Origin of the sequence: Haemophilus haemolyticus M19501, from assembly GCF_000222025.1 — a bacterium.
In the GTDB taxonomy this organism is placed as follows: Bacteria; Pseudomonadota; Gammaproteobacteria; order Enterobacterales; family Pasteurellaceae; genus Haemophilus; species Haemophilus haemolyticus_G.
This window is the reverse complement of sequence record NZ_AFQO01000003.1, coordinates 21,337-42,703: the sequence shown is the minus strand read 5'-3', so window position 1 is coordinate 42,703 and position 21,367 is coordinate 21,337. Positions and strand designations below refer to the sequence as shown.

Genomic DNA, 21,367 nt, shown 5'->3' with positions numbered 1-21,367 from the left:
TTTATCTAGTCTGATAATTTCTGCAGACCAAAATGGCGATAAGTTTGCGATGTTGCAATACGCCCACGCGGCGTTCTTTGTAGAAACCCCTGTTGAATCAAATAAGGTTCCAAAACATCTTCAATAGTATCGCGTTCTTCGCCAATTGCAGCAGCAAGATTATCCAACCCCACCGGCCCGCCATCAAAGCGTTCAATGACAGCAGAAAGTAATTTTCGGTCTAAATAATCAAAACCAGCATCATCTACATCCAGCATAGAGAGCGCTTGTTTTGCAATTTCGACGGAAATAATACCGCCATTGCGCACATCCGCATAATCACGCACGCGGCGTAATAAACGGTTAGCAATACGCGGTGTACCACGTGAACGGCGTGCCACTTCAAAAGCAGCTTCTTTTTCTAATTCAAGATTTAAACAGCCCGCACTTCTTGCAACGATAGATGTTAAATCTTCTACAGAATAGAATTCCAAACGTTGCACAATACCAAAACGATCACGCAATGGTGAAGTCAAAGAACCCGCTCTAGTCGTTGCGCCAACCAAAGTAAAAGGCGGTAAATCTAATTTTATCGAACGCGCTGCTGGCCCTTCACCAATCATAATATCCAATTGATAGTCCTCCATTGCTGGATAAAGGACTTCTTCAATTGCAGGGGAAAGTCGATGAATTTCATCAATAAATAACACATCGTGCGGTTCAAGATTGGTTAACATTGCAGCCAAATCTCCCGCTTTTTCTAATACAGGCCCTGACGTCGTGCGAATATTCACGCCCATTTCATTTGCCACAATATTAGCAAGCGTTGTTTTTCCCAAACCTGGAGGGCCAAAAATCAATAAATGATCTAAGGCATCTTGACGTAGTTTGGCTGCCTTGATGAAAATATCCATCTGCTCTCGCACTTGCGGCTGCCCAACATAATCTGCTAATAATTTAGGACGAATAGCACGGTCAATAACATCTTCATCAAGCTTAGCTTGCCCGCTAATAATTCTATCTGCTTCAATCATGTCTCACCTACAGTGCGGCTTTTAAAGCTTCGCGGATAACTTGTTCACTGGTTAATTCTGGCTTAGCAACCCGTTTCACCATTTTTTCTGCTTCTGCAGGTTTGTAACCTAAAGCAATCAAGGCTGAAATTGCTTCATCAGATGAACTTTCTGAGTGGGATTCAATGGATGGAATTGACGGAATATGCGTACTTTCGACAAAGAAATCGCTTTGTTTTACGCCTTTAAATTTACCTTTAAGTTCAACTAACAAACGCTCAGCTGTTTTTTTACCCACACCAGGAATTTTGGTGAGTTTAGAAAGCTCTTCTCTCTCAATTGCATAAGCAAATTGTTCGACCGACATGGCGGATAAAATCGCTAAGGCTAATTTAGGCCCCACCCCATTTGTTTTAATTAATTCACGAAATAAAGTGCGGTCTGTTTTCTGGGCAAATCCAAAAAGTAAATGAGCATCTTCACGAACAACAAGATGAGTGAATAAAGTAGTTTCTTGACCAATTTCTGGTAAATCATAGAAACTCGTCATAGGCAAAAGCAATTCATAGCCTACGCCTTGCACATTGAGTAAAATTTCTGGAGGTTGTTTTTCTAAAAGAATGCCTTGTAAGCGACCGATCATAATTCTTCCGAATGATAAAAAACTTAGCGCATAGAATAAAATAAAACTGGACGAACATCCAGTTAAATTTTTAATCTAAAGCGTCCTCGGCTATATCTGGTCTTTAAAAGTGCGGTCATTTTTTCTTGCGTTTCTGTCATTTTCACAGAATTGGCAATATGTAAAGAATGTTGAATTGAATGCGCATGTGTAATCGCGATAGCCAACGCATCCGCGGCATCGGCTTGAGGTTTATCTGACAACTTCAAAATACGAGTCACCATTTCTTGCACTTGCACTTTATCAGCGGAACCAATGCCCACCACTGTTTGTTTTACTAAACGTGCGGCATATTCAAAAACAGGTAGATCATGATTTACTGCAGCAACAATCGCCGTACCACGTGCCTGCCCAAGTTTCAAGGCTGAATCCGCATTCTTCGCCATAAACACTTGCTCAATCGCAAACATATCAGGTTGAAATTGCGTGATGATTTCAGTTACTCCAGCATAAATGCGTTTCAAACGGGTTGGTAAATCTTCAACTTGAGTACGAATTGCGCCACTGCCAAGATATTCCAAATGTCTTCCTGTTTGACGAATCACACCGTAACCCGTTACGCGAGAGCCGGGGTCAATACCTAAAATAATGCTCATAATTTCTATAAAAAATGGGTAATTAAATTACCCATTTATTGCATCATTAAAGCTGAGATGCCACTTCATCACTGATTTCACCGTTGTGATATACGTTTTGTACGTCATCACAATCTTCCAACATATCAATTAAACGAAGTAATTTTGGTGCAGTTTCAATATCAAGATCAACCGTTGTTGATGGAATCATCGTTACTTCAGCTTCTTGAACTTTAAAGCCAGCTGATTCAATGCCATCACGCACAACACCTAAATCTTCCCAAGCGGTATAGATTTCAAATGAACCGTCATCTTGTGGTTGGATATCATCTGCGCCAGCTTCGATTGCCGCTTCAGTTAAGGCATCTTCGTCCGCTTCTGCGATTAAGATTAAACCTTTTTTGCTGAATAAGTAACCCACAGAGCCTTCTGTTCCTAAATTACCGCCACATTTGGTAAAACTTGGGCGAACCTGTGAAATGGTGCGGTTTGCATTATCACTCAAACACTCCACCATAACCGCTGTACCGCCTGGGCCATAACCTTCATAGATTTTGGTTTCCATATTGGTGTCATCGCCACCGCCTACACCACGATCAATAGCGCGGTTGATCGTATCGCGCGTCATATTGTTGCTAAGTGCTTTATCTACTGCTGCACGTAAACGCGGGTTAGCACTCACATCGCCACCACCAATTTTAGCGGCAGTAACAAGTTCACGAATTAATTTAGTAAAAATTTTACCGCGTTGTGCATCTTGTGCTGCTTTGCGGTGTTTAATATTAGCCCACTTACTATGGCCTGCCATATTGTTTTCCTTCTATTATTTATCTTTAAGAATATATTTTCTAATTGCTTCCGCATTATTGGAAGATTTTGTCATTTGGATTGCTTTTTCAGGGGAAACCCATTGATATGCCAAATGCTCACTTAATATTGGTTCGAATTCTTGCTCCATTGCCAATAAAAACCAATGTTCACAGCAATGCGTCACATTCGGTGCGTATTTATATCGGAAATGTGGAAAAATTTCAAATTCTATGCTCTCTTTGCAATCAAAAAGTGCGGTGGAATTTTCCGAAATATCTAACCGCACCTCTTCCCAAAGCTCACGAATTGCTGTTTTTTTTGGTGTTTCACCACGTTCAATGGTACCTGTAACAGACTGCCAAAAATCGGGATCATCTTGGCGTTGGAGCATTAAAACTCGGTTTGTATCTTTAGTGTAAATTACAACGAGAACAGATTGATTATTTTTATATTGCATCATTAAAAATGCGGCCAAATCTGACCGCACTTCATTCCTAATATTTCAAACTTATTCTGCTTTAACCACAGAAATTGCCAACTCTTCCAACGCTTGCGGATTCGCAAAGCTCGGCGCTTCGGTCATTAAACAAGCCGCAGCTGTTGTTTTCGGGAAGGCAATTACATCACGAATATTTTCTGTTCCAGTTACAAGCATGGTTAAACGGTCTAAACCAAACGCAAGACCTGCATGTGGAGGAGTACCGAATTTTAATGCATCTAATAAGAAACCAAATTTTTCACGTTGTTCTTGTTCATTGATACCTAGAATGCGGAATACAGTTTGTTGCATTTTCGGATCGAAAATACGCACGGAACCCCCACCCACTTCGTAGCCATTGATCACCATATCGTAAGCATTTGCTACCGCACTTGTTGGATCGGCTTCTAATTGCTCAGGACTAAAATCTTTTGGTGAAGTGAATGGGTGATGCATTGCAGCAAGATTACCTTCTTCATCACGTTCAAACATTGGGAAATCAATCACCCAAAGCGGTTGCCATTCGTCTAAACGAGTTAAGCCAAGATCACGACCTAATTTCAAACGCAATGCGCCCATTGCATCAGTGGTGGTTTGCCATTTGTCTGCACCGAAGAATAAAATATCGCCAGTTTGAGCTTTCACACGTTCAGCTAAGGCTTTCCATACATCTTCATTTAAGAATTTCGCAATTGGGCTTTGTACGCCTTCAAGACCAGCATTAATGTCATTCACTTTCGCCCAAGCTAAACCTTTCGCACCGTAAATACCAACAAATTGTGTATATTCATCAATTTGTTTACGAGTAATTTCTGCACCATTTGGTACGCGAATCACTGCAACACGGCCGTTTGGATTATTTGCTGGCTCATTAAACACTTTAAAATCAACGTCTTTGACGATATCAGCCACATCGACCATTTCTAATGGGTTACGCAAATCTGGTTTATCAGAACCGAAACGACGCATTGCTTCTTGCCAAGTCATTTGTGGGAATTTACCTAAATCCACACCAATGATGTTTTGCCATAATCCGTGCACCATACATTCCATGATTTCACGTACTTCTGGCGCAGTTAAGAAAGAGGTTTCCACATCGATTTGAGTAAACTCAGGCTGACGGTCTGCACGTAAGTCTTCATCACGGAAACATTTCACGATTTGATAATAACGATCAAAACCAGACATCATTAAAAGCTGTTTGAAAAGCTGTGGTGATTGAGGCAACGCATAGAATTTGCCTTTATGCACACGGCTTGGCACTAAATAGTCACGCGCACCTTCTGGCGTTGCTTTGGTAAGCATTGGTGTTTCAATATCAAGGAAACCATTGTCATCCATAAAACGACGCACAAAGCTGGTGATTTTCGCACGAGTTTTTAAACGTTGTGCCATTTCTGGACGACGTAAATCTAAATAACGGTATTTTAAACGTTGTTCTTCTGTGTTGTTTTGGTTGAAGTCTAATGGTAAAACGTCAGAAGCATTGTAGATGCGTAATTCTTTCGCTAATACTTCTACTTCGCCTGTTGCCATATTTTTATTGATTTGGTTTTCAGGACGCGCAATTACTTCACCTTTAATTTGGATACAGAATTCGTTACGTAAACCTGCAGCCGCTGTCAATGCATCTTGATATTTCGGATCGAAACACACTTGCACGATGCCATCACGATCGCGCATATCAATAAAAATTAAGCCACCTAAATCACGACGGCGATGAACCCAACCGCTTAATGTGACGTCTTGTCCGATATTGTTACGGTTTAATGCTCCGCAATAATGTGTACGCATCATATTCAATTCCTTAACTCTCTATAAAAATGGAAAAATACCGCAGAATTATACGGAAAAAGGCACGTCTTTTGAATCTTAAACGGAAATTTATTTGACCCTTTGAAAACTTTCCTTAAAATGACCGCACTTTTTAAATATTTTCTAATCCGTAGGGTGTGGAAAGTTAAAAAACACATCCCGCACACAATGTAAATCATGAAAGATACTATTTTTTCCGCGCCTATTGAAAAACTCGGCGATTTTACCTTTGATGAAAACGTCGCCGAAGTCTTTCCAGATATGATTCAACGCTCCGTACCGGGCTATTCCAACATTATTACTGCAATCGGTATGCTGGCAGAACGCTTTGTCACTGCCGATAGTAACGTTTATGATCTTGGTTGCTCACGAGGAGCCGCCACACTTTCGGCACGTCGAAATATTCATCAACCAAACGTAAAAATTATTGGCATCGATAATTCTCAACCGATGGTTGAACGTTGTCGCCAACATATTGCGGCGTATCATAGTGAAGTACCTGTAGAAATTCTCTGTGACGATATTCGCCACATTGAGATTAAAAATGCCTCAATGGTCATTCTCAACTTTACCTTGCAATTTTTACCACCTGAAGATCGTATCGCATTGCTTACCAAAATCTATGAAGGTTTAAATCCAAACGGCGTACTCGTGTTATCAGAAAAATTCCGTTTTGAAGATGAAAAAGTAAATGAGCTACTGATTGATCTCCACCACCAATTCAAACGCGCTAATGGTTATAGCGAACTTGAAGTGAGTCAGAAACGCACCGCACTTGAAAATGTAATGCGTACAGATTCTATCGAGACACACAAAGTGCGGTTAAAAAACGTAGGATTTTCACAAGTAGAACTTTGGTTCCAATGCTTTAATTTTGGCTCGATGATTGCAGTTAAATAATTCATAACAAATTTATTTAATTCAACTTTTTTATGGCATAATGCCCTCACTTTTATCAAAAAAGGATTAAACCAATGCGAATTTTACACACTATGTTACGCGTGGGCGATTTAGATCGTTCAATCAAATTTTATCAAGATGTTTTAGGAATGCGTTTATTACGTACCAGTGAAAACCCAGAATACAAATATACGCTGGCTTTTTTAGGTTACGAAGATGGCGAAAGTGCGGCAGAAATTGAATTAACATACAACTGGGGCGTAGATAAATATGAACATGGCACAGCATATGGACATATCGCTATCGGCGTAGATGATATTTATGCGACTTGTGAAGCCGTTCGTGCAAGCGGTGGTAACGTTACTCGCGAAGCAGGGCCAGTGAAAGGTGGCTCAACCGTCATTGCTTTTGTTGAAGATCCAGATGGTTATAAAATTGAATTTATCGAAAACAAAAGTACTAAATCTGGTTTAGGCAACTAAAGTGCGGTCAATTTTTATTGTATTTTTAATAACGTAGGGATTCCTACGTTATTTTATTTTTAAGAGATAGATTATGTCCGATTCTCAAGAAATCCCTTATCACAACCAATTAAAAAATCGCTTTCGTGGCTATTTCCCCGTCATTATTGATGTTGAAACTGCAGGTTTTGATGCAAAAAAAGATGCGTTACTCGAACTAGCCGCCATCACATTAAAAATGGATGAAAACGGTTATTTGCATCCTGATCAGAAATGCCATTTTCATATCAAGCCTTTTGAAGGCGCAAATATTAATCCAGAATCCTTGAAATTTAATGGTATTGATATTCACAATCCACTACGTGGCGCGGTGTCTGAACTTGATGCAATCACGGGATTATTTCAAATGGTGCGTCGAGGACAAAAAGATGCAGATTGCCAACGTTCTATCATTGTGGCGCACAATGCTGCTTTTGACCAAAGTTTTGTGATGGCTGCCGCTGAACGTACCGGCGTAAAGCGTAATCCCTTCCACCCTTTTGGAATGTTTGATACCGCAAGTTTAGCAGGCTTAATGTTTGGTCAGACTGTTCTCGTTAAGGCCTGTCTTGCCGCTAAAATCCCCTTTGATGGGAAACAAGCGCACTCTGCGCTATATGATACCGAACGTACAGCGGAATTATTCTGTTATATGGTTAATCATTTAAAAGATTTAGGTGGCTTCCCACATATTGCGTCTGAACTAGAACAGGAAAAAACAACTGAAAAAGAGACCGCACTTTAAGAAAAATAAAAAAGTGGTTGCAATCGTTTTATTTTTCCAGTAGTTTAAAAGCAATTCTTATTTGGAGATAAAAAATGAACATTATCCGTCGTCACCATCATCACCATTCAACTGAATAATCTTTCAGGTTTTTGGTGTGCTTGGAAGATTTCTTCCGAGCTGACAGGATAATAAAAATCTTACCCCTCGGAAGGCAACTTTCGAGGGGTTTTGTTTTATTACAACACAGGAGTCATCAATGCAACGACATCATCATTATTTATTCGACAATCAAAAATTTTAAAGTAAAGTATTCACCATTTAATAATTCACAAGGAACAATACAATGTTAACAAATCCCGTTGTTATTTCGATTATCGTTTTACTCGCACTAAGTTTGCTACGTATTAACGTAATTATTGCGTTAGTTATTGCCGCTCTCACTGCTGGACTCTGTGGCGGTCTAGGTTTAAGCAAAACAATTGAAACCTTCACTGGAGGTTTAGGTGGCGGAGCAGAAGTCGCAATGAACTATGCGATGCTTGGTGCATTCGCGATTGCGATCTCTAAATCAGGTATTACCGATTTAATTGCCTATAAGATCATCACTAAAATGAATAAAACCCCAAGCTCCAGCAACTTAACTTGGTTTAAATATTTAATTTTTGGTGTATTGGTATTATTCGCCATTTCTTCACAGAACTTACTTCCTGTACATATTGCTTTTATTCCAATCGTCGTGCCACCGTTACTTTCTATTTTTAATCGTCTAAAAATAGACCGTCGCGCTGTAACCTGCGTACTTACATTCGGCTTAACCGCAACTTATATGTTACTTCCTGTTGGCTTTGGTAAAATCTTTATCGAAAGTATTTTGGTAAAAAATATCAATCAAGCAGGGGCTGCTCTAGGTTTACAAACAAATGTAGCTCAAGTATCCCTCGCAATGTTATTGCCTGTAATTGGCATGATTTTAGGATTGCTCACTGCAATATTCATCACTTATCGCAAACCAAGAGAATATGATGTTACTATTCAAGAGCCAACCACAAAAGAAATTGAAGCGCACATCGCAAACATAAAACCAACACAAATTACTGCAAGTTTAATCGCCATTGTAGCGACCTTCGCAACACAATTAGTGACAAGTTCAACCATTATTGGTGGTTTAGTTGGGATAGTCATTTTCGCAATATTTGGCATTTTCAAATTGAAAGAAAGTAACGATATCTTCCAACAAGGTTTACGTTTAATGGCTATGATTGGGTTTGTTATGATTGCGGCATCCGGTTTTGCTAATGTAATTAATGCCACAACGGGTGTAACAGATTTAGTTCAAAGCTTAAGTAATGGTGCGATTCAAAGTAAAGGTTTGGCCGCATTCTTAATGTTACTGGTTGGATTGTTGATTACAATGGGAATTGGCTCATCATTCTCAACTGTGCCAATCATCGCCTCTATCTATGTGCCACTTTGTTTATCTTTTGGTTTCTCACCATTAGCCACCGTTTCAATCGTTGGTGTTGCGGCTGCATTAGGAGACGCTGGCTCCCCTGCATCTGACTCGACCTTAGGCCCAACATCTGGCTTGAATATGGATGGCAAACACGATCACATTTGGGATTCTGTTGTACCTACCTTTATTCACTATAATATTCCATTATTAGTATTCGGCTGGATTGCAGCAATGTACCTTTAACGATTATAATCCCTCACTTGGGGGATTTTTATGGACATTCAACAACTTATCCAGATATTAGATCAAAAAGTTCAGCAACTTTATCAAGCTCATTTATCCAAACGAGAAGAAAAAATCTTCGCCAAATTTGACCGCACTTTGTTCAGTGAAAATGGAAAGAATGTTTCCTTTTATCTAAAGGAAATCAATCAAACACTAGATAGAATAAAGACATTAGAATCTAACGATCTTAATCACTATAATTTTCTGGCAGAGCGTTTACTCGCCCAATGTTCCGTACTTTCAGAAGCCTTAACTCGCAAGAATACTCACCTTACAGCTCCCCAAACAACAAAACAAACCATTCAAAAATCTCAACATAGCATTCATAAATTACCACCAAGAGAGCGGTTGGAAAAATACTATGAAGCATTAGAACGCCTGAATAAGCTTTATCAACAACATAAAGATTTAGCACTGGCAGAAAAAAATAATGATGAAAAAATACGTTATGCTCAACTTGCAGAAGTTTATAAAAAACGCCAGCAAAAATGCCAAGAGGCAATAGATCTTTTAGAAGAATATTTGGTATTTAAAGAAGAATTAGGAAACCGTGAAAATACGGAAAATAGATGATGAGAAATAAAAAAACTAATTCTCTCGAATTAGTTAACTTTTAAAAGTTGATGGCGGAGGAATAGGGATTCGAACCCTAGGAGGGCGTAAACCCTCGCCGGTTTTCAAGACCGGTGCCTTCAACCACTCGACCATTCCTCCGTGATTTAATGCGCACGCATAATACGTTTTTTGAGAAAAACCGTCAAGCAGAAATCATCTCGTTTTTATCAAGTGATTATTTTTACTGCAACCTCAAAATAAAAAGAATTGACGTAATAAACATCACGCCAATTCTAATTTTTTATTTTAAATTACTCTGATTTTGCTCGAGTAGGCTCAGAATATACATGGCTAATCGCACAATGATGCCCTGCCGCCCCTTTACCGTAAAAATAATAGCGAGAATCTTGCCATTCAATAATTGGGAAAGCTTCTGGCATTTCATCACTTGCTTTCGCCAAAGTCATCTCTGCTTTTGTATGAGTCACTGAAGAAATAGTACCTAAACGTCCATTAAACTCATAAGTGCGGATAAATTTCGATACTTTTTCGACAGTTTCAGATTCATCTACATTAATCGCGGGATCAATAGACTCAACAATCTCTTGAGATTTATGAGAATTTAAACGCTCTAGAGATTCTTGTACTTTTTTCTGTACAGATTCATTAGCGGGCTGAGTAATAAAATCTAATGCTGGTTTTACTTCAAGAGATTTTTCTTCAACCACAATCCCCATTGCTGGCGTGATAAAACCTTTTTTAGTTTTCTCTTGCTCGAGCAATTCATCCACAGATAAGAAATTATTTTCTTTCGGAGTGTTCACTGTTGAATAGTCCACCCAAGCTTTTCCACTTGCCAATTCAGGTGAAGCCACTGCAGCAAATAATGGCATTGGCGATTTTGGCTCTTGATTACGGCGACGACGTTGATTATTCGCTGCACGTAAATGACGTGGAGTGCGACGTTGACGATCTTGACGTTCAGAACGCTCTTGGTTTTGACGAACTGGTTTTTCATTATCCTGAACGGTCTGAACTTCGATAACACCCACTTCTGGCATTTGTTCAACAACGCTTTCGTTATTTTCAACAGCCATCTCATTATCTTCAACACGCACGCGTTTACGTAAATCACGACGTTGACGGCGTTGAGTCACTTGCTCAGTTTTTTCATCCTGAGCCTCAAAAACCGGTGTAGAATTTACCGCACTTTCAGCGATACTTTCTTCCACTAAGTTACGGCGAGGACGGCGTTGATTACGCTCGCGGATATTACGAACTTGCTCTTCGGTTCTTTCCATTTCGTTATTTTCAGAACGTGGACGACGAGAAGTACGGCGATCCTGTGGACGACGTTGATTACGATTAGAATTGCGCGAAGTGCGGTTATTTTTTGGTTTATTTTCTTCGGATTCAGAAGCAAATAAACCTTTAATTTTCGCAATAATTTTCGCTAACAAAGACGGTTCATTCGATTTACGCTCAACTGGAGTTGGAGCTGCTTCAGAAATAGAAAGTGCCACTGCCGCACTTTCAACTGCTGGTTGTTCAGCAACAACAGTTGTTTCCACATTACGAGAAACAAGAGATTCCTCAGTGCTTTCATCTTTCTCACAGTGAATTTTCGCTAAGTTATAGCTCAATTCATTCACCTCTTCGCCATCTCGTAAGCGGAATACGCTAAAGTGCGGTGTTTCCATTGCTTCATTTGGCGCAACAATGACATCTACATTGTGACGTTTTTCAATATTGCTAATTGCTTTACGTTTTTCGTTAAGAAGATAAGAGGCAATTTGCACTGGCACAATCGTATGCACTTGTTTAGTGTTTTCTTTTAATGCTTCTTCCTCGATTAGACGCAAGATAGACAAGGAAAGAGATTCGTTATCACGCACTTTACCTGTTCCTTGACAACGAGGACAAATATGATGTGAAGACTCACCTAATGAAGGACTTAAACGCTGACGTGACATTTCTAACAAACCGAAACGAGAAATGCGGCTAATTTGAATACGAGCACGATCTTGGCGAACGGCATCACGAATACGATTTTCCACTTCACGTTGGTGACGAACAGGCGTCATATCAATGAAATCGATAACAACTAAACCACCTAAGTCACGCAAGCGTAATTGACGAGCAATTTCATCTGCCGCTTCAAGGTTAGTATTCAATGCCGTTTCTTCAATATCACCACCACGAGTAGAACGAGCGGAGTTAATATCAATAGCAGTTAAGGCTTCAGTTACATCAATAACGATTGAACCGCCAGAAGGTAAACGCACTTCACGTTGGAATGCTGACTCGATTTGAGATTCGATCTGATAGTGGCTGAAAAGAGGCACTTCGCCTTGATAAAGTTTCACGCGATTGATGAAATCAGGGCGAACAAGTTTGATATGCTCTTTTGCTTTTTCAAATACTTTCGGGCTATCAATAAGGATCTCACCAATATCACGGCGCAAATAATCACGAATAGCACGAACAATTACATCACTTTCTTGATGAATCAAGAAAGGTGCTGGACGATTTTGAGAGGCTTGTTTAATCGCTTCCCAATGGTGAAGTAAAACTTTTAAGTCCCACTGCAACTCTTCTGGAGATTTACCCACACCAGCAGTACGAACAATCAACCCCACGCCTTCAGGCACATCTAATGAACTTAATGCCTCTTTTAATTCAGTGCGCTCATCCCCTTCGATACGACGAGAGATCCCACCGGCACGCGGATTATTTGGCATAATAACCAAATAACTACCCGCAAGAGAAACGAAAGTGGTTAAGGCTGCGCCTTTGTTTCCGCGTTCTTCTTTATTAACTTGAACGATAACTTCTTGGCCTTCGCTCAAGATATCGCGAATATTCGGACGACCTTGGAAAACATAATCATCGGGAAAATATTCACGAGCAATTTCTTTTAATGGCAAAAAACCATGACGTTCTGCACCATAATCTACAAAAGCCGCTTCTAAGCTTGGCTCAACGCGAGTAATTTTCCCTTTGTAGATGTTCGCTTTTTTTTGCTCATGTCCTGGGCTTTCAATATCCAGGTCAAATAAGCGCTGTCCGTCAACAAGCGCTACACGCAACTCTTCTTTTTGAGTCGCATTAATTAACATTCTTTTCATTGTCAATTCTCTTATTAAATATTTTAAAAGACCTCAAAATAAACCGCACTTTGCTTCGTTATCGACCTCGTGTTTCTCGCGCCAGTCAATCTCACGACTGTATGTTGCTGGGTGCATTGATAACGTTATTAAGCATAAACGTTTGCTTTATAAAACAACGCGATATTCCACACGCGTTGCAAGCAGCTAATTCATTTCAAGAAAAATGTTGATTATCAATGTCTTATGCCGATTGCTGCATTGAGTTTTCACCAACAAAACTTATCCTTTTTTACGCAAATTCTTAGGCGTAAAAAGACGCTCTATTATCCATAGAAAACGATTAATTAGCAAGGTGAATATTACGTTCATAGAGTTACGTTAATAGTGCCTTTGTGATATGATTCGCGCCAATTTTCAAAAGGAAAAAAGATGACTGAACAAAACGAAAAAATCATTAATTCATCAGTAAAAACGCTGACAATTAGTGAAGATGAAAGCGGCCAACGTATCGATAATTATTTATTAGCAAAACTCAAAGGTGTGCCTAAAAGTTTAATTTATCGCATTGTGCGTAAAGGTGAAGTGCGGGTAAATAAAGGCCGGATTAAGCCAGAATATAAACTGCAAACAGGTGATATTGTTCGCGTTCCGCCAGTGCGTGTGGCTGAAAAAAACGATGCGCCGATTTCAAAAAATCTCAATAAAGTTGCCGCACTTGAAAACCAAATTTTGTTTGAAGATGATTGCTTGATTATTTTAAATAAACCCTCAGGAATCGCGGTGCATGGCGGGAGTGGTTTAAATTTTGGTGTGATTGAAGCCTTACGAGCATTGCGTCCAGAAGCACGCTTTTTAGAACTGGTTCATCGTTTAGATCGCGACACATCAGGCATTTTATTAATTGCTAAAAAACGTTCAGCATTACGCAATTTACATGAACAACTTCGCGTAAAAACTGTTCAAAAAGATTATTTAGCGTTAGTACGTGGACAATGGCAATCCCATGTAAAAATTGTTCAAGCACCGCTTTTGAAAAATGAATTATCCAGCGGAGAGCGCATTGTGCGTGTCAGCGAGCAAGGCAAACCATCTGAAACCCGATTCAGCATTGAAGAACGCTATACAAATGCTACGCTCGTGAAGGCTTCACCAGTCACGGGGAGAACTCATCAAATTCGTGTACACACACAATATGCCGGACATCCCATTGCATTAGATGATAAATACGGTGATAAAGATTTTGATAAACAAATGAGTGAATTGGGATTGAATCGTTTGTTCTTACATGCCTTTTCAATTCGGTTTGAGCACCCTAAAAATGGCGAAACACTACGTTTCAATGCACCACTAGATCATAAAATGAAAGCAATTTTACAAAAGTTACGGGAAAGCAAATAGACAACATTTGTGTTTATTGCTACACTTGCGCGCGGAGACAACTCGTTTCTATCATCAAAATTTCATAATAACGACAACAAAGGATAGCAAAATGGCAAAAGGACAATCTTTACAAGATCCTTATTTAAATGCGCTTCGTCGCGAACGCATTCCTGTATCAATCTACCTTGTAAACGGAATCAAACTTCAAGGTCAAATTGAATCATTCGATCAATTCGTGATTTTATTAAAAAACACTGTGAACCAAATGGTATATAAACACGCAATTTCAACTGTTGTGCCTGCGCGCGCTGTTTCTCATCACAATAGTAGCCATCATGTAGCAACAACTGAAGCCGTTGAAAGCGTGGAAACTCAAACAGAATAATCACAGCTCCATCAATGGATAATCAATATTTATTAAGTGCGGTTGAAAATTCTCAGGAAATTTCAACCGCACTTTCTTCATCTCAACAATCTGAAAAAACGCGTGATACCGCCATCGTGGTTCACGTTTTCTTTGCGCAAGATAAAAACACTGACGATCTACAAGAGTTTTTGCTACTCGCTGATTCTGCCAATGTGGATGTATTAGATACTATCACCACAAGCCGTAGCACTCCTCAAGCTAAATATTTTGTAGGTGAAGGAAAAGCTCAAGAAATTGCAGATGCAGTGCAATCACATAATGCTGATGTAGTGCTTGTTAACCATCAATTAACGCCCGCACAAACACGTAACTTAGAAAGTTTATGTCATTGTCGAGTGGTCGATCGCACTGGCGTCATTTTAGATATTTTCGCCCAACGAGCACGCTCTCATGAAGGAAAATTACAGGTTGAACTCGCGCAACTAAAACACTTATCCACTCGATTAGTTCGTCGCAAAACAGGCTTAGATCAACAAAAAGGCGCGGTAGGATTACGTGGGCCGGGTGAAACCCAGTTAGAAACCGATCGTCGCTTAATTAAAGTGCGCATTTCTCAATTACAAAATCGATTGGCAAAAGTAGAGAAACAGCGCAATCAAAATCGCCAAACACGCCAAAAAGCAGACATTCCAACAATTTCACTTGTTGGCTACACCAATGCAGGGAAATCAACCTTATTTAATCATTTAGCCAACGCAGAGGTTTATGCCGCAGATCAGCTTTTTGCAACATTAGATCCAACTTTACGAAAATTACAGATTCAAGATGTAGGTACAGCAATTTTAGCGGATACAGTAGGATTTGTTCGACAGCTTCCTCATGATCTTGTTTCAGCCTTTAAATCGACTTTACAAGAAACGGTAGAAGCTAGCTTATTACTTCATGTGATTGATGCGGCTGATTCACGAAAACAAGAAAATATCGATGCGGTCAATGATGTACTAGAGGAAATTGGTGCAGGAGGAGTGCCTGTTCTATTGGTATATAACAAAATTGATTTGTTGGAAAATGTTGTACCGCATATCGAATACAATGATGAAAACCAGCCTGTTGCAGTCTATCTCTCCGCTCAAAACGAGCTAGGTATTCATTTATTATTTGAAGCCATTAAAGTGCGGTTAAAAAATGAGATACTTTCTCTTTCTTTAATTTTACAACCACACGAAGGCAAACTTCGCCATATTTTTTATCAACTTGATTGTGTACGCCATGAACAAATTTCGGAACAAGGAGAATTCTTGTTAGACGTACAAATTGATAAAATTATGTGGTTAAAGTTATGTAAGCAATTTTCTAGATTAGCGGATATTAAAATACAATCTCAGGATGCCTAATTTATAGAAAATTATTTTCCAATTCCATATTGTTTCAATTTATTCGCAATCGCAGTATGGGAAACGCCTAAACGTTGAGCTAATTTTCTCGTGCTTGGATATTCTGCATAAAATAATTTTAGAACTTGTGCCTCATAAGAACCGATGATTTCATCTAAGGTTTTATTTTCAAATTCATCCAAAGAAATTACCGCACTTTGTGGCGGAGCAAGATTTAAACTTTCGATAGTTAAATGATTATCTTGTACTAGAGAGCAGGCACGATAAAGGGTGTTATAAAGCTCACGAACATTCCCTTTCCAATCATATTTCTGCAAATAAAGAAGAAAATCTTTATCGAAAGTTGGTTTTGCAATTTTTAATTCTTCGCTGATGTCCTGTAAAAAACCTTGTGCCAGCGGCTCAATATCTGCAATTCGATCACGTAATGGTGGCACATTAATAGTGAGAACATTTAAGCGATGAAACAAATCAGCACGTACTTTACCTTGCTCAACAAGCAAATGAAGTGGAATTTGTGATGTGCAAATTACGCGTACATTTGCATAATGTTCCTTTTCTTCGCCTACTCGACGGAAAGATCCATCCGTTAAAAAACGCAATAATTTAGCCTGTAAACTCAATGAAAGTTCAGCAATACCATCGAGTAAAACTGTACCCTCATTTGCGTATTCAAAAAAACCAATGGTTTCACTGTCTCCGACTTTTCGACCAAACATTTCACTTTCGGCATCTTCATCAGGCAACCCAGCACAATTTACTGCGATAAATTTTTTATCACGACGTAAACTCTGATAATGGCAGGCTTTCGCTAACAAATCCTTTCCTGTCCCCGTTTCGCCTTGAATTAACAAAGGCACATCAAACATAGCAAAACGTTTCGCGTTTTCTACCGTACTTTTCATCGCTTCACTTTGCACAATAAAACAATCGAAAGGATTTTGTGGATCAAATTTAGAAATTGTCATATTCAGGGAATGGAGATAATTAATATATGGCTATGATAATTTCTTTACAACAAAGTGTAAATATTATTTTACATAAGGTAAAAATGCGACCATTTTTGACCGCACTTTGTATAGTTAGGGTTTTAACATTTTTTCTGCTTCACGAACACGAACAAGGAATTGTTTCCGTTCAGCTGAACTCATACCGCTGCTAGTACCCGGTAATTTTACGGTAAGAGGATTCACTGCCCGACCGTTAATATGAAATTCATAATGTAAATGCGGCCCCGTAGAAATGCCCGTATTACCAGAAAGTGCAATACGTTCGCCTTTTTTAACGGTTTGTCCTGCTTTTACTAAGGATTTGCTCAAGTGCATATAAACAGTTTGATATTCACGCCCGTGACGCAACATAACATAACGTCCAGCACCGCCAGCCTGATAAGCGACCTTTTCAACTGTGCCATCTGCTGGTGCAATAACTGGTGTGCCTTGAGAAACAGAGAAATCCACGCCTTTATGGGGACGAACACGTCCTGTTACTGGATGACGGCGATTTGGATTAAAAGGGGAGGAAACGCGTGCTTGGCGTTGTAATGGATAACGAGCAAAACCTTTGCCTAAGGTTTCTCCTTGCTGATTGTAATAACGACCATTTGCCGCTTGCACTGCATAATAATTTTTACCGCCAGATGAAATACGTAACGCCTCAACATTACCTTGACCAGTGAGTTTATCGCCTAAATATTCACGAGAAACTAAAATAGCAAATTGAGTGCCTTTTTTTAGTTTTCTCAAACTCACTTGCCATTGTAAGGCGTTACTAAGTTGGCTAATTTGTCGTGTATCAAGACCTTGTTCTCTTAAACTACTATTTAAAGAATTTTGAATCTCGCCTTTTAATACTTCTTTTCGCCAAATACTTTTCTTTTCAATAACTTGGCGTTTAAATTTCCCATCTTCGAGACGTTCATAAATACGTTCTTCTTTTTCAGAAACCAGCCAATTTAAATATTCCAAGTTATCATTTTTATCTAAAATCCAGTAAAATTGCTGACCTGCTTTTAAGTGGGCTAATTCGGGATCAAGCGTGATCAACGGTTGTACTGATGAATCATCTAAACCTGACAAAACTAAAACATCTTTTAAGGTGTCCCCTTCGGTTACCGTATAGCTAAATTGATCAGTAATTCTTATGGCTTGATCGGCTGCGTCTAATAAACCATTGAGTGCGTCTTGTGCGTGTTGAGGTAAAGTATCGAGATCATCTGAAGATAGTTTTACTTCATCAACTTCATCATCTTTTGCTTGCAGTTCATCATCATAAGAGGTGGCATCTTCATCAGGTTGAAGTGCGGTGGAATTTTTATCTGGCGATGTATTTAACTCGTGATATTCCCCGCTGTCAGAGGTGGAAAATATGGGATTTTCTTCAGGTTTGCTTTTTATTGTAAGTAAAATGCCGGTCAAAATAAGCAAAATAGCCATCAAAAACACGCCTACTTTTATATATGCGCGTTTTTTTCGTCTATCTCGAGCTAATTTTACGTGTTGCACTGGCATCCCTAAAATAAAAAAGTTTTCAGCATTCAGACTACAGATTATAAAGAAAATTCATTCCTATGGAAAAAGCATTATTCAAATGCTTAAATATTCGACATTGGGTAGAAAATCTTGAGAATTCTATAAAAATGCGTTATTTTCCCCAACCATTGTTGAAAACACGGCGATTTTATGAATATCACAGCCATTCGCAACGAGCAAAACTCACAACCGCTCATTCAATTAAAAAATATCAATGTGGTTTTCGCACAAAAAACCGCTCTGCAAAATATTAATTTAAATATCTATCCCAATTCTATTATTACCATTGTGGGGCCAAATGGTGGTGGCAAATCTACGTTGTTAAAAACCTTATTAAAACTACAAATGCCGACTTCTGGCGAAGTCATTTATAGTAAAAATGTTCGCATTGGTTATGTACCACAAAAAATCCATTTGGATCATAGTTTGCCTATTACGGTTGAGCGATTTCTTTCGCTAAAAAAAGGCATTAAAACACAAGAAATATCCACCGCACTTGAGCAACTTTCGATTTCACATTTACGCAAAAGCAATATGCAAAAACTTTCTGGTGGCGAAATGCAACGCGTATTATTGACGCGTGCAATTTTAAATAAACCGAATTTACTTGTGCTAGACGAACCCACTCAAGGCGTAGACATTACGGGGCAGGCAGAGCTTTATCAGCTCATTCATCAAACCCAACAAAAATTAAATTGTGCCGTATTGATGGTATCACACGATTTACACATTGTGATGGCGGATAGTAAAGAAGTATTGTGTATTAACCAACATATTTGCTGTGCAGGTACGCCTGATGTTCTCTCAAATGATCCAACATTTATGCGTTTATGGGGAAATCAGCTCGCACAAAATGTCGGCTTTTATACCCATCATCACAATCATCATCACACCTTGCACGGCGATGTGTGCGGTTGTAATTCATCAGCAGTGCATTGTCAAAATAAGGATAAATAATGTTTGAAATTTTATTTCCTGCCCTTTTAACAGGCATTGTGCTTTCGCTTATTACCGCGCCACTTGGCGTATTTGTGGTGTGGCGGAAAATGGCTTATTTTGGCGACACCCTTTCTCATTCTGCCTTGCTTGGTGTGGCGTTAGGTATTTTCTTACAAGTCAATCCTTACATTGCAATTGTGGTGCTTACCTTAATTCTTGCTATCGCAATGGTGTGGTTAGAAAGCAACACACAATTTTCTATTGATACCTTGCTCGGCATTATCGCCCATAGCTGTTTATCTCTTGGGGTTGTGACAGTAGGGTTATTACGGAATGTACGGGTAGATTTAATGAATTATTTATTTGGGGATTTACTCGCAATTAACTATACCGATTTAATTTATATTGGAATTGGCGTAATAATTGTGCTTTCAACATTAATTTACTTTTGGCAATCCTTACTTTCCACCACCGTATCGCCAGAACTTGCGCAAGTTGAAGGCATTAATATCAAAAAAATGCGTTTTATTTTAATGATATTAACTGCATTGACGATTGCCTTGAGTATGAAATTTGTCGGGGCATTAATTATCACATCCTTATTAATAATCCCTGCGGCAACCGCTCGCCGCTTTGCGAGAACGCCAGAATCTATGGTGGGCTGGGCGATTGTAGTCAGTATGTTATCGATTATAGGTGGATTAATCTTATCAGCCTTTTATGATACTGCAGCAGGGCCTTCTGTTGTGATTTGTTCAGCGTTTTTATTTGTCTTATCACTCTTCAAAAAAGAGCGATTATAAGCTAGCCCAACCAGTGAAAACCATTTGCGCCACAGTTTAATTCTTGATAAAGTGCGGTCGATTTTTACGGTCTTTTTAGGATAACAAAATGAACCAAGAATATTTAGATTTTGAATTGCCGATTGCTGAATTAGAAGCAAAAATTGAAGCATTACGAGCAGCATCAGATGATAAAGTTGATTTAACTGATGAAATCAAACGCTTACAAAAGAAAAGTAACGAACTCACTAAAAAAACCTTTGCTAACCTTGATGCTTGGCAAGTTTCGCGTATGGCTCGTCATCCAAACCGCCCTTATACATTAGATTATATCGAACATATTTTTACGGAATTTGAAGAACTTGCAGGCGACCGCGCTTTTGCTGATGATAAAGCGATTGTTGGTGGCTTGGCGCGTTTAGATGGTCGCCCAGTGATGGTAATTGGTCATCAAAAAGGTCGTTCCGTAAAAGAAAAAGTGCAACGCAATTTTGGTATGCCCGCACCTGAAGGCTATCGTAAAGCGTTACGTTTAATGGAAATGGCTGAACGTTTTAAATTGCCAATTATCACATTTATTGACACACCAGGAGCTTATCCTGGTATCGGCGCAGAAGAACGTGGTCAAGCGGAAGCTATCGCCCGTAACTTACGCGAAATGGCACAACTTACCGTTCCTGTTATTTGTACCGTTATCGGCGAAGGCGGTTCGGGCGGTGCATTAGCTATTGGCGTGGGCGATAAAGTTAATATGTTGCAGTATTCCACTTATTCTGTGATCTCGCCTGAAGGCTGCGCTTCTATTCTTTGGAAAAGTGCGGAAAAGGCATCAACAGCAGCAGAAGTAATGGGATTAACCGCAAGCCGTTTGAAAGAATTAAATCTCATAGATAGCATTGTGCAAGAACCTTTAGGTGGCGCACATCGTAATTATCTAGAAATGGCTGAAAACTTAAAACTTCGCTTAAAAGAAGATTTATCAGAACTTGACGGGCTAAGCAAAGAAGAATTATTAAATAGACGCTATGCACGTTTAATGTCTTACGGTTATTGCTAACTAACATTCTAAAAGAGCGGTGATTTTTGCCGCTC

At 39.3% G+C, this 21,367-nt stretch carries 20 protein-coding genes, 1 tRNA gene and 1 other annotated feature; of the genes, 11 read left to right on the top strand and 10 right to left on the bottom strand.

What is annotated here, in order from left to right:
- Positions 1-5: 5 nt before the first annotated feature.
- The 6 genes from ruvB to aspS all read right to left on the bottom strand — a co-directional run bounded on the left by ruvB (position 6) and on the right by aspS (position 5,334).
- Positions 6-1,013, bottom strand: a complete 1,008-nt coding sequence (ruvB, locus tag GG9_RS07760; RefSeq protein ID WP_005630074.1) for a Holliday junction branch migration DNA helicase RuvB — start codon at positions 1,011-1,013, stop codon at positions 6-8.
- 7 nt (positions 1,014-1,020) lie between these two features.
- Positions 1,021-1,635, bottom strand: a complete 615-nt coding sequence (gene ruvA, locus GG9_RS07765; RefSeq protein WP_005630073.1) for a Holliday junction branch migration protein RuvA — start codon at positions 1,633-1,635, stop codon at positions 1,021-1,023.
- A 62-nt stretch (positions 1,636-1,697) separates the two neighbouring features.
- Positions 1,698-2,270: a crossover junction endodeoxyribonuclease RuvC gene (gene ruvC / locus GG9_RS07770; RefSeq protein WP_005628536.1), complete on the bottom strand. Its 573-nt coding sequence runs from the start codon at positions 2,268-2,270 to the stop codon at positions 1,698-1,700.
- A gap of 46 nt (positions 2,271-2,316) precedes the next feature.
- On the bottom strand, positions 2,317-3,057 hold the full coding sequence (locus tag GG9_RS07775) for a YebC/PmpR family DNA-binding transcriptional regulator (protein WP_005630070.1): 741 nt from the start codon (positions 3,055-3,057) through the stop codon (positions 2,317-2,319).
- Positions 3,058-3,072: 15 nt separating this feature from the next.
- Positions 3,073-3,546 carry a dihydroneopterin triphosphate diphosphatase gene (nudB, locus tag GG9_RS07780; protein ID WP_005630068.1) on the bottom strand — a complete coding sequence of 158 codons (474 nt, stop codon included), beginning with the start codon at positions 3,544-3,546 and terminating at the stop codon, positions 3,073-3,075.
- A gap of 21 nt (positions 3,547-3,567) precedes the next feature.
- Positions 3,568-5,334, bottom strand: coding sequence for an aspartate--tRNA ligase (aspS, locus tag GG9_RS07785; RefSeq protein ID WP_005630066.1), 1,767 nt, complete (start codon positions 5,332-5,334; stop codon positions 3,568-3,570).
- A 192-nt stretch (positions 5,335-5,526) separates the two neighbouring features.
- Between aspS and cmoA the strand changes: the two genes are divergently transcribed.
- The 5 genes from cmoA (at position 5,527) to priC (ending at position 9,790) form a co-directional block, all read left to right on the top strand.
- Positions 5,527-6,252 carry a carboxy-S-adenosyl-L-methionine synthase CmoA gene (cmoA, locus tag GG9_RS07790; protein ID WP_032825022.1) on the top strand — a complete coding sequence of 242 codons (726 nt, stop codon included), beginning with the start codon at positions 5,527-5,529 and terminating at the stop codon, positions 6,250-6,252.
- Between the two features lie 74 nt (positions 6,253-6,326).
- Entirely contained in the window at positions 6,327-6,734 is a 408-nt protein-coding gene (gene gloA / locus GG9_RS07795; protein ID WP_005628548.1) for a lactoylglutathione lyase, read from the top strand.
- Positions 6,735-6,807: 73 nt separating this feature from the next.
- On the top strand, positions 6,808-7,497 hold the full coding sequence (gene rnt / locus GG9_RS07800) for a ribonuclease T (RefSeq protein WP_005630062.1): 690 nt from the start codon (positions 6,808-6,810) through the stop codon (positions 7,495-7,497).
- Between the two features lie 94 nt (positions 7,498-7,591).
- Positions 7,592-7,713: a sequence feature (His leader region), on the top strand.
- 109 nt (positions 7,714-7,822) lie between these two features.
- Positions 7,823-9,175, top strand: a complete 1,353-nt coding sequence (locus GG9_RS07805) for a Na+/H+ antiporter family protein (protein ID WP_005630061.1) — start codon at positions 7,823-7,825, stop codon at positions 9,173-9,175.
- Positions 9,176-9,205: 30 nt separating this feature from the next.
- Complete coding sequence (gene priC, locus GG9_RS07810; protein ID WP_005630059.1) at positions 9,206-9,790, top strand: primosomal replication protein PriC; 585 nt, start codon at positions 9,206-9,208, stop codon at positions 9,788-9,790.
- A gap of 51 nt (positions 9,791-9,841) precedes the next feature.
- Here the strand turns inward: priC and GG9_RS0108435 are convergent.
- Both GG9_RS0108435 and rne read right to left on the bottom strand, forming a co-directional pair.
- Positions 9,842-9,931: transfer RNA gene (locus GG9_RS0108435), tRNA-Ser, on the bottom strand.
- A 152-nt stretch (positions 9,932-10,083) separates the two neighbouring features.
- Complete coding sequence (gene rne, locus GG9_RS07815; RefSeq protein WP_005630057.1) at positions 10,084-12,900, bottom strand: ribonuclease E; 2,817 nt, start codon at positions 12,898-12,900, stop codon at positions 10,084-10,086.
- A 411-nt stretch (positions 12,901-13,311) separates the two neighbouring features.
- Here rne and rluC point away from each other — a divergent pair, with 411 nt between their 5' ends.
- From rluC to hflX, 3 genes are all read left to right on the top strand, one after another.
- Positions 13,312-14,280 carry a 23S rRNA pseudouridine(955/2504/2580) synthase RluC gene (gene rluC / locus GG9_RS07820; RefSeq protein ID WP_005630055.1) on the top strand — a complete coding sequence of 323 codons (969 nt, stop codon included), beginning with the start codon at positions 13,312-13,314 and terminating at the stop codon, positions 14,278-14,280.
- Between the two features lie 91 nt (positions 14,281-14,371).
- Positions 14,372-14,647: an RNA chaperone Hfq gene (gene hfq, locus GG9_RS07825; protein ID WP_005630053.1), complete on the top strand. Its 276-nt coding sequence runs from the start codon at positions 14,372-14,374 to the stop codon at positions 14,645-14,647.
- Between the two features lie 14 nt (positions 14,648-14,661).
- Positions 14,662-16,023, top strand: a complete 1,362-nt coding sequence (gene hflX, locus GG9_RS07830) for a ribosome rescue GTPase HflX (protein WP_005630051.1) — start codon at positions 14,662-14,664, stop codon at positions 16,021-16,023.
- Between the two features lie 11 nt (positions 16,024-16,034).
- Here hflX and GG9_RS07835 read toward each other — a convergent pair whose 3' ends face one another.
- Both GG9_RS07835 and mepM read right to left on the bottom strand, forming a co-directional pair.
- On the bottom strand, positions 16,035-16,991 hold the full coding sequence (locus tag GG9_RS07835) for a sigma 54-interacting transcriptional regulator (protein ID WP_005630049.1): 957 nt from the start codon (positions 16,989-16,991) through the stop codon (positions 16,035-16,037).
- 114 nt (positions 16,992-17,105) lie between these two features.
- Positions 17,106-18,527: a murein DD-endopeptidase MepM gene (mepM, locus tag GG9_RS07840; protein WP_032825021.1), complete on the bottom strand. Its 1,422-nt coding sequence runs from the start codon at positions 18,525-18,527 to the stop codon at positions 17,106-17,108.
- A gap of 177 nt (positions 18,528-18,704) precedes the next feature.
- Between mepM and znuC the strand changes: the two genes are divergently transcribed.
- The 3 genes from znuC to accA all read left to right on the top strand — a co-directional run bounded on the left by znuC (position 18,705) and on the right by accA (position 21,332).
- Positions 18,705-19,511, top strand: a complete 807-nt coding sequence (znuC, locus tag GG9_RS07845; RefSeq protein WP_005630046.1) for a zinc ABC transporter ATP-binding protein ZnuC — start codon at positions 18,705-18,707, stop codon at positions 19,509-19,511.
- A complete protein-coding gene (znuB, locus tag GG9_RS07850) occupies positions 19,511-20,296 on the top strand; it encodes a zinc ABC transporter permease subunit ZnuB (RefSeq protein ID WP_005630045.1) in 786 nt (261 codons plus the stop codon). The genes znuC and znuB overlap by 1 nt, the downstream gene beginning before the upstream one ends.
- Before the next feature lie 88 nt (positions 20,297-20,384).
- Positions 20,385-21,332 carry an acetyl-CoA carboxylase carboxyl transferase subunit alpha gene (gene accA, locus GG9_RS07855; protein ID WP_005630044.1) on the top strand — a complete coding sequence of 316 codons (948 nt, stop codon included), beginning with the start codon at positions 20,385-20,387 and terminating at the stop codon, positions 21,330-21,332.
- Positions 21,333-21,367 lie beyond the last annotated feature (35 nt).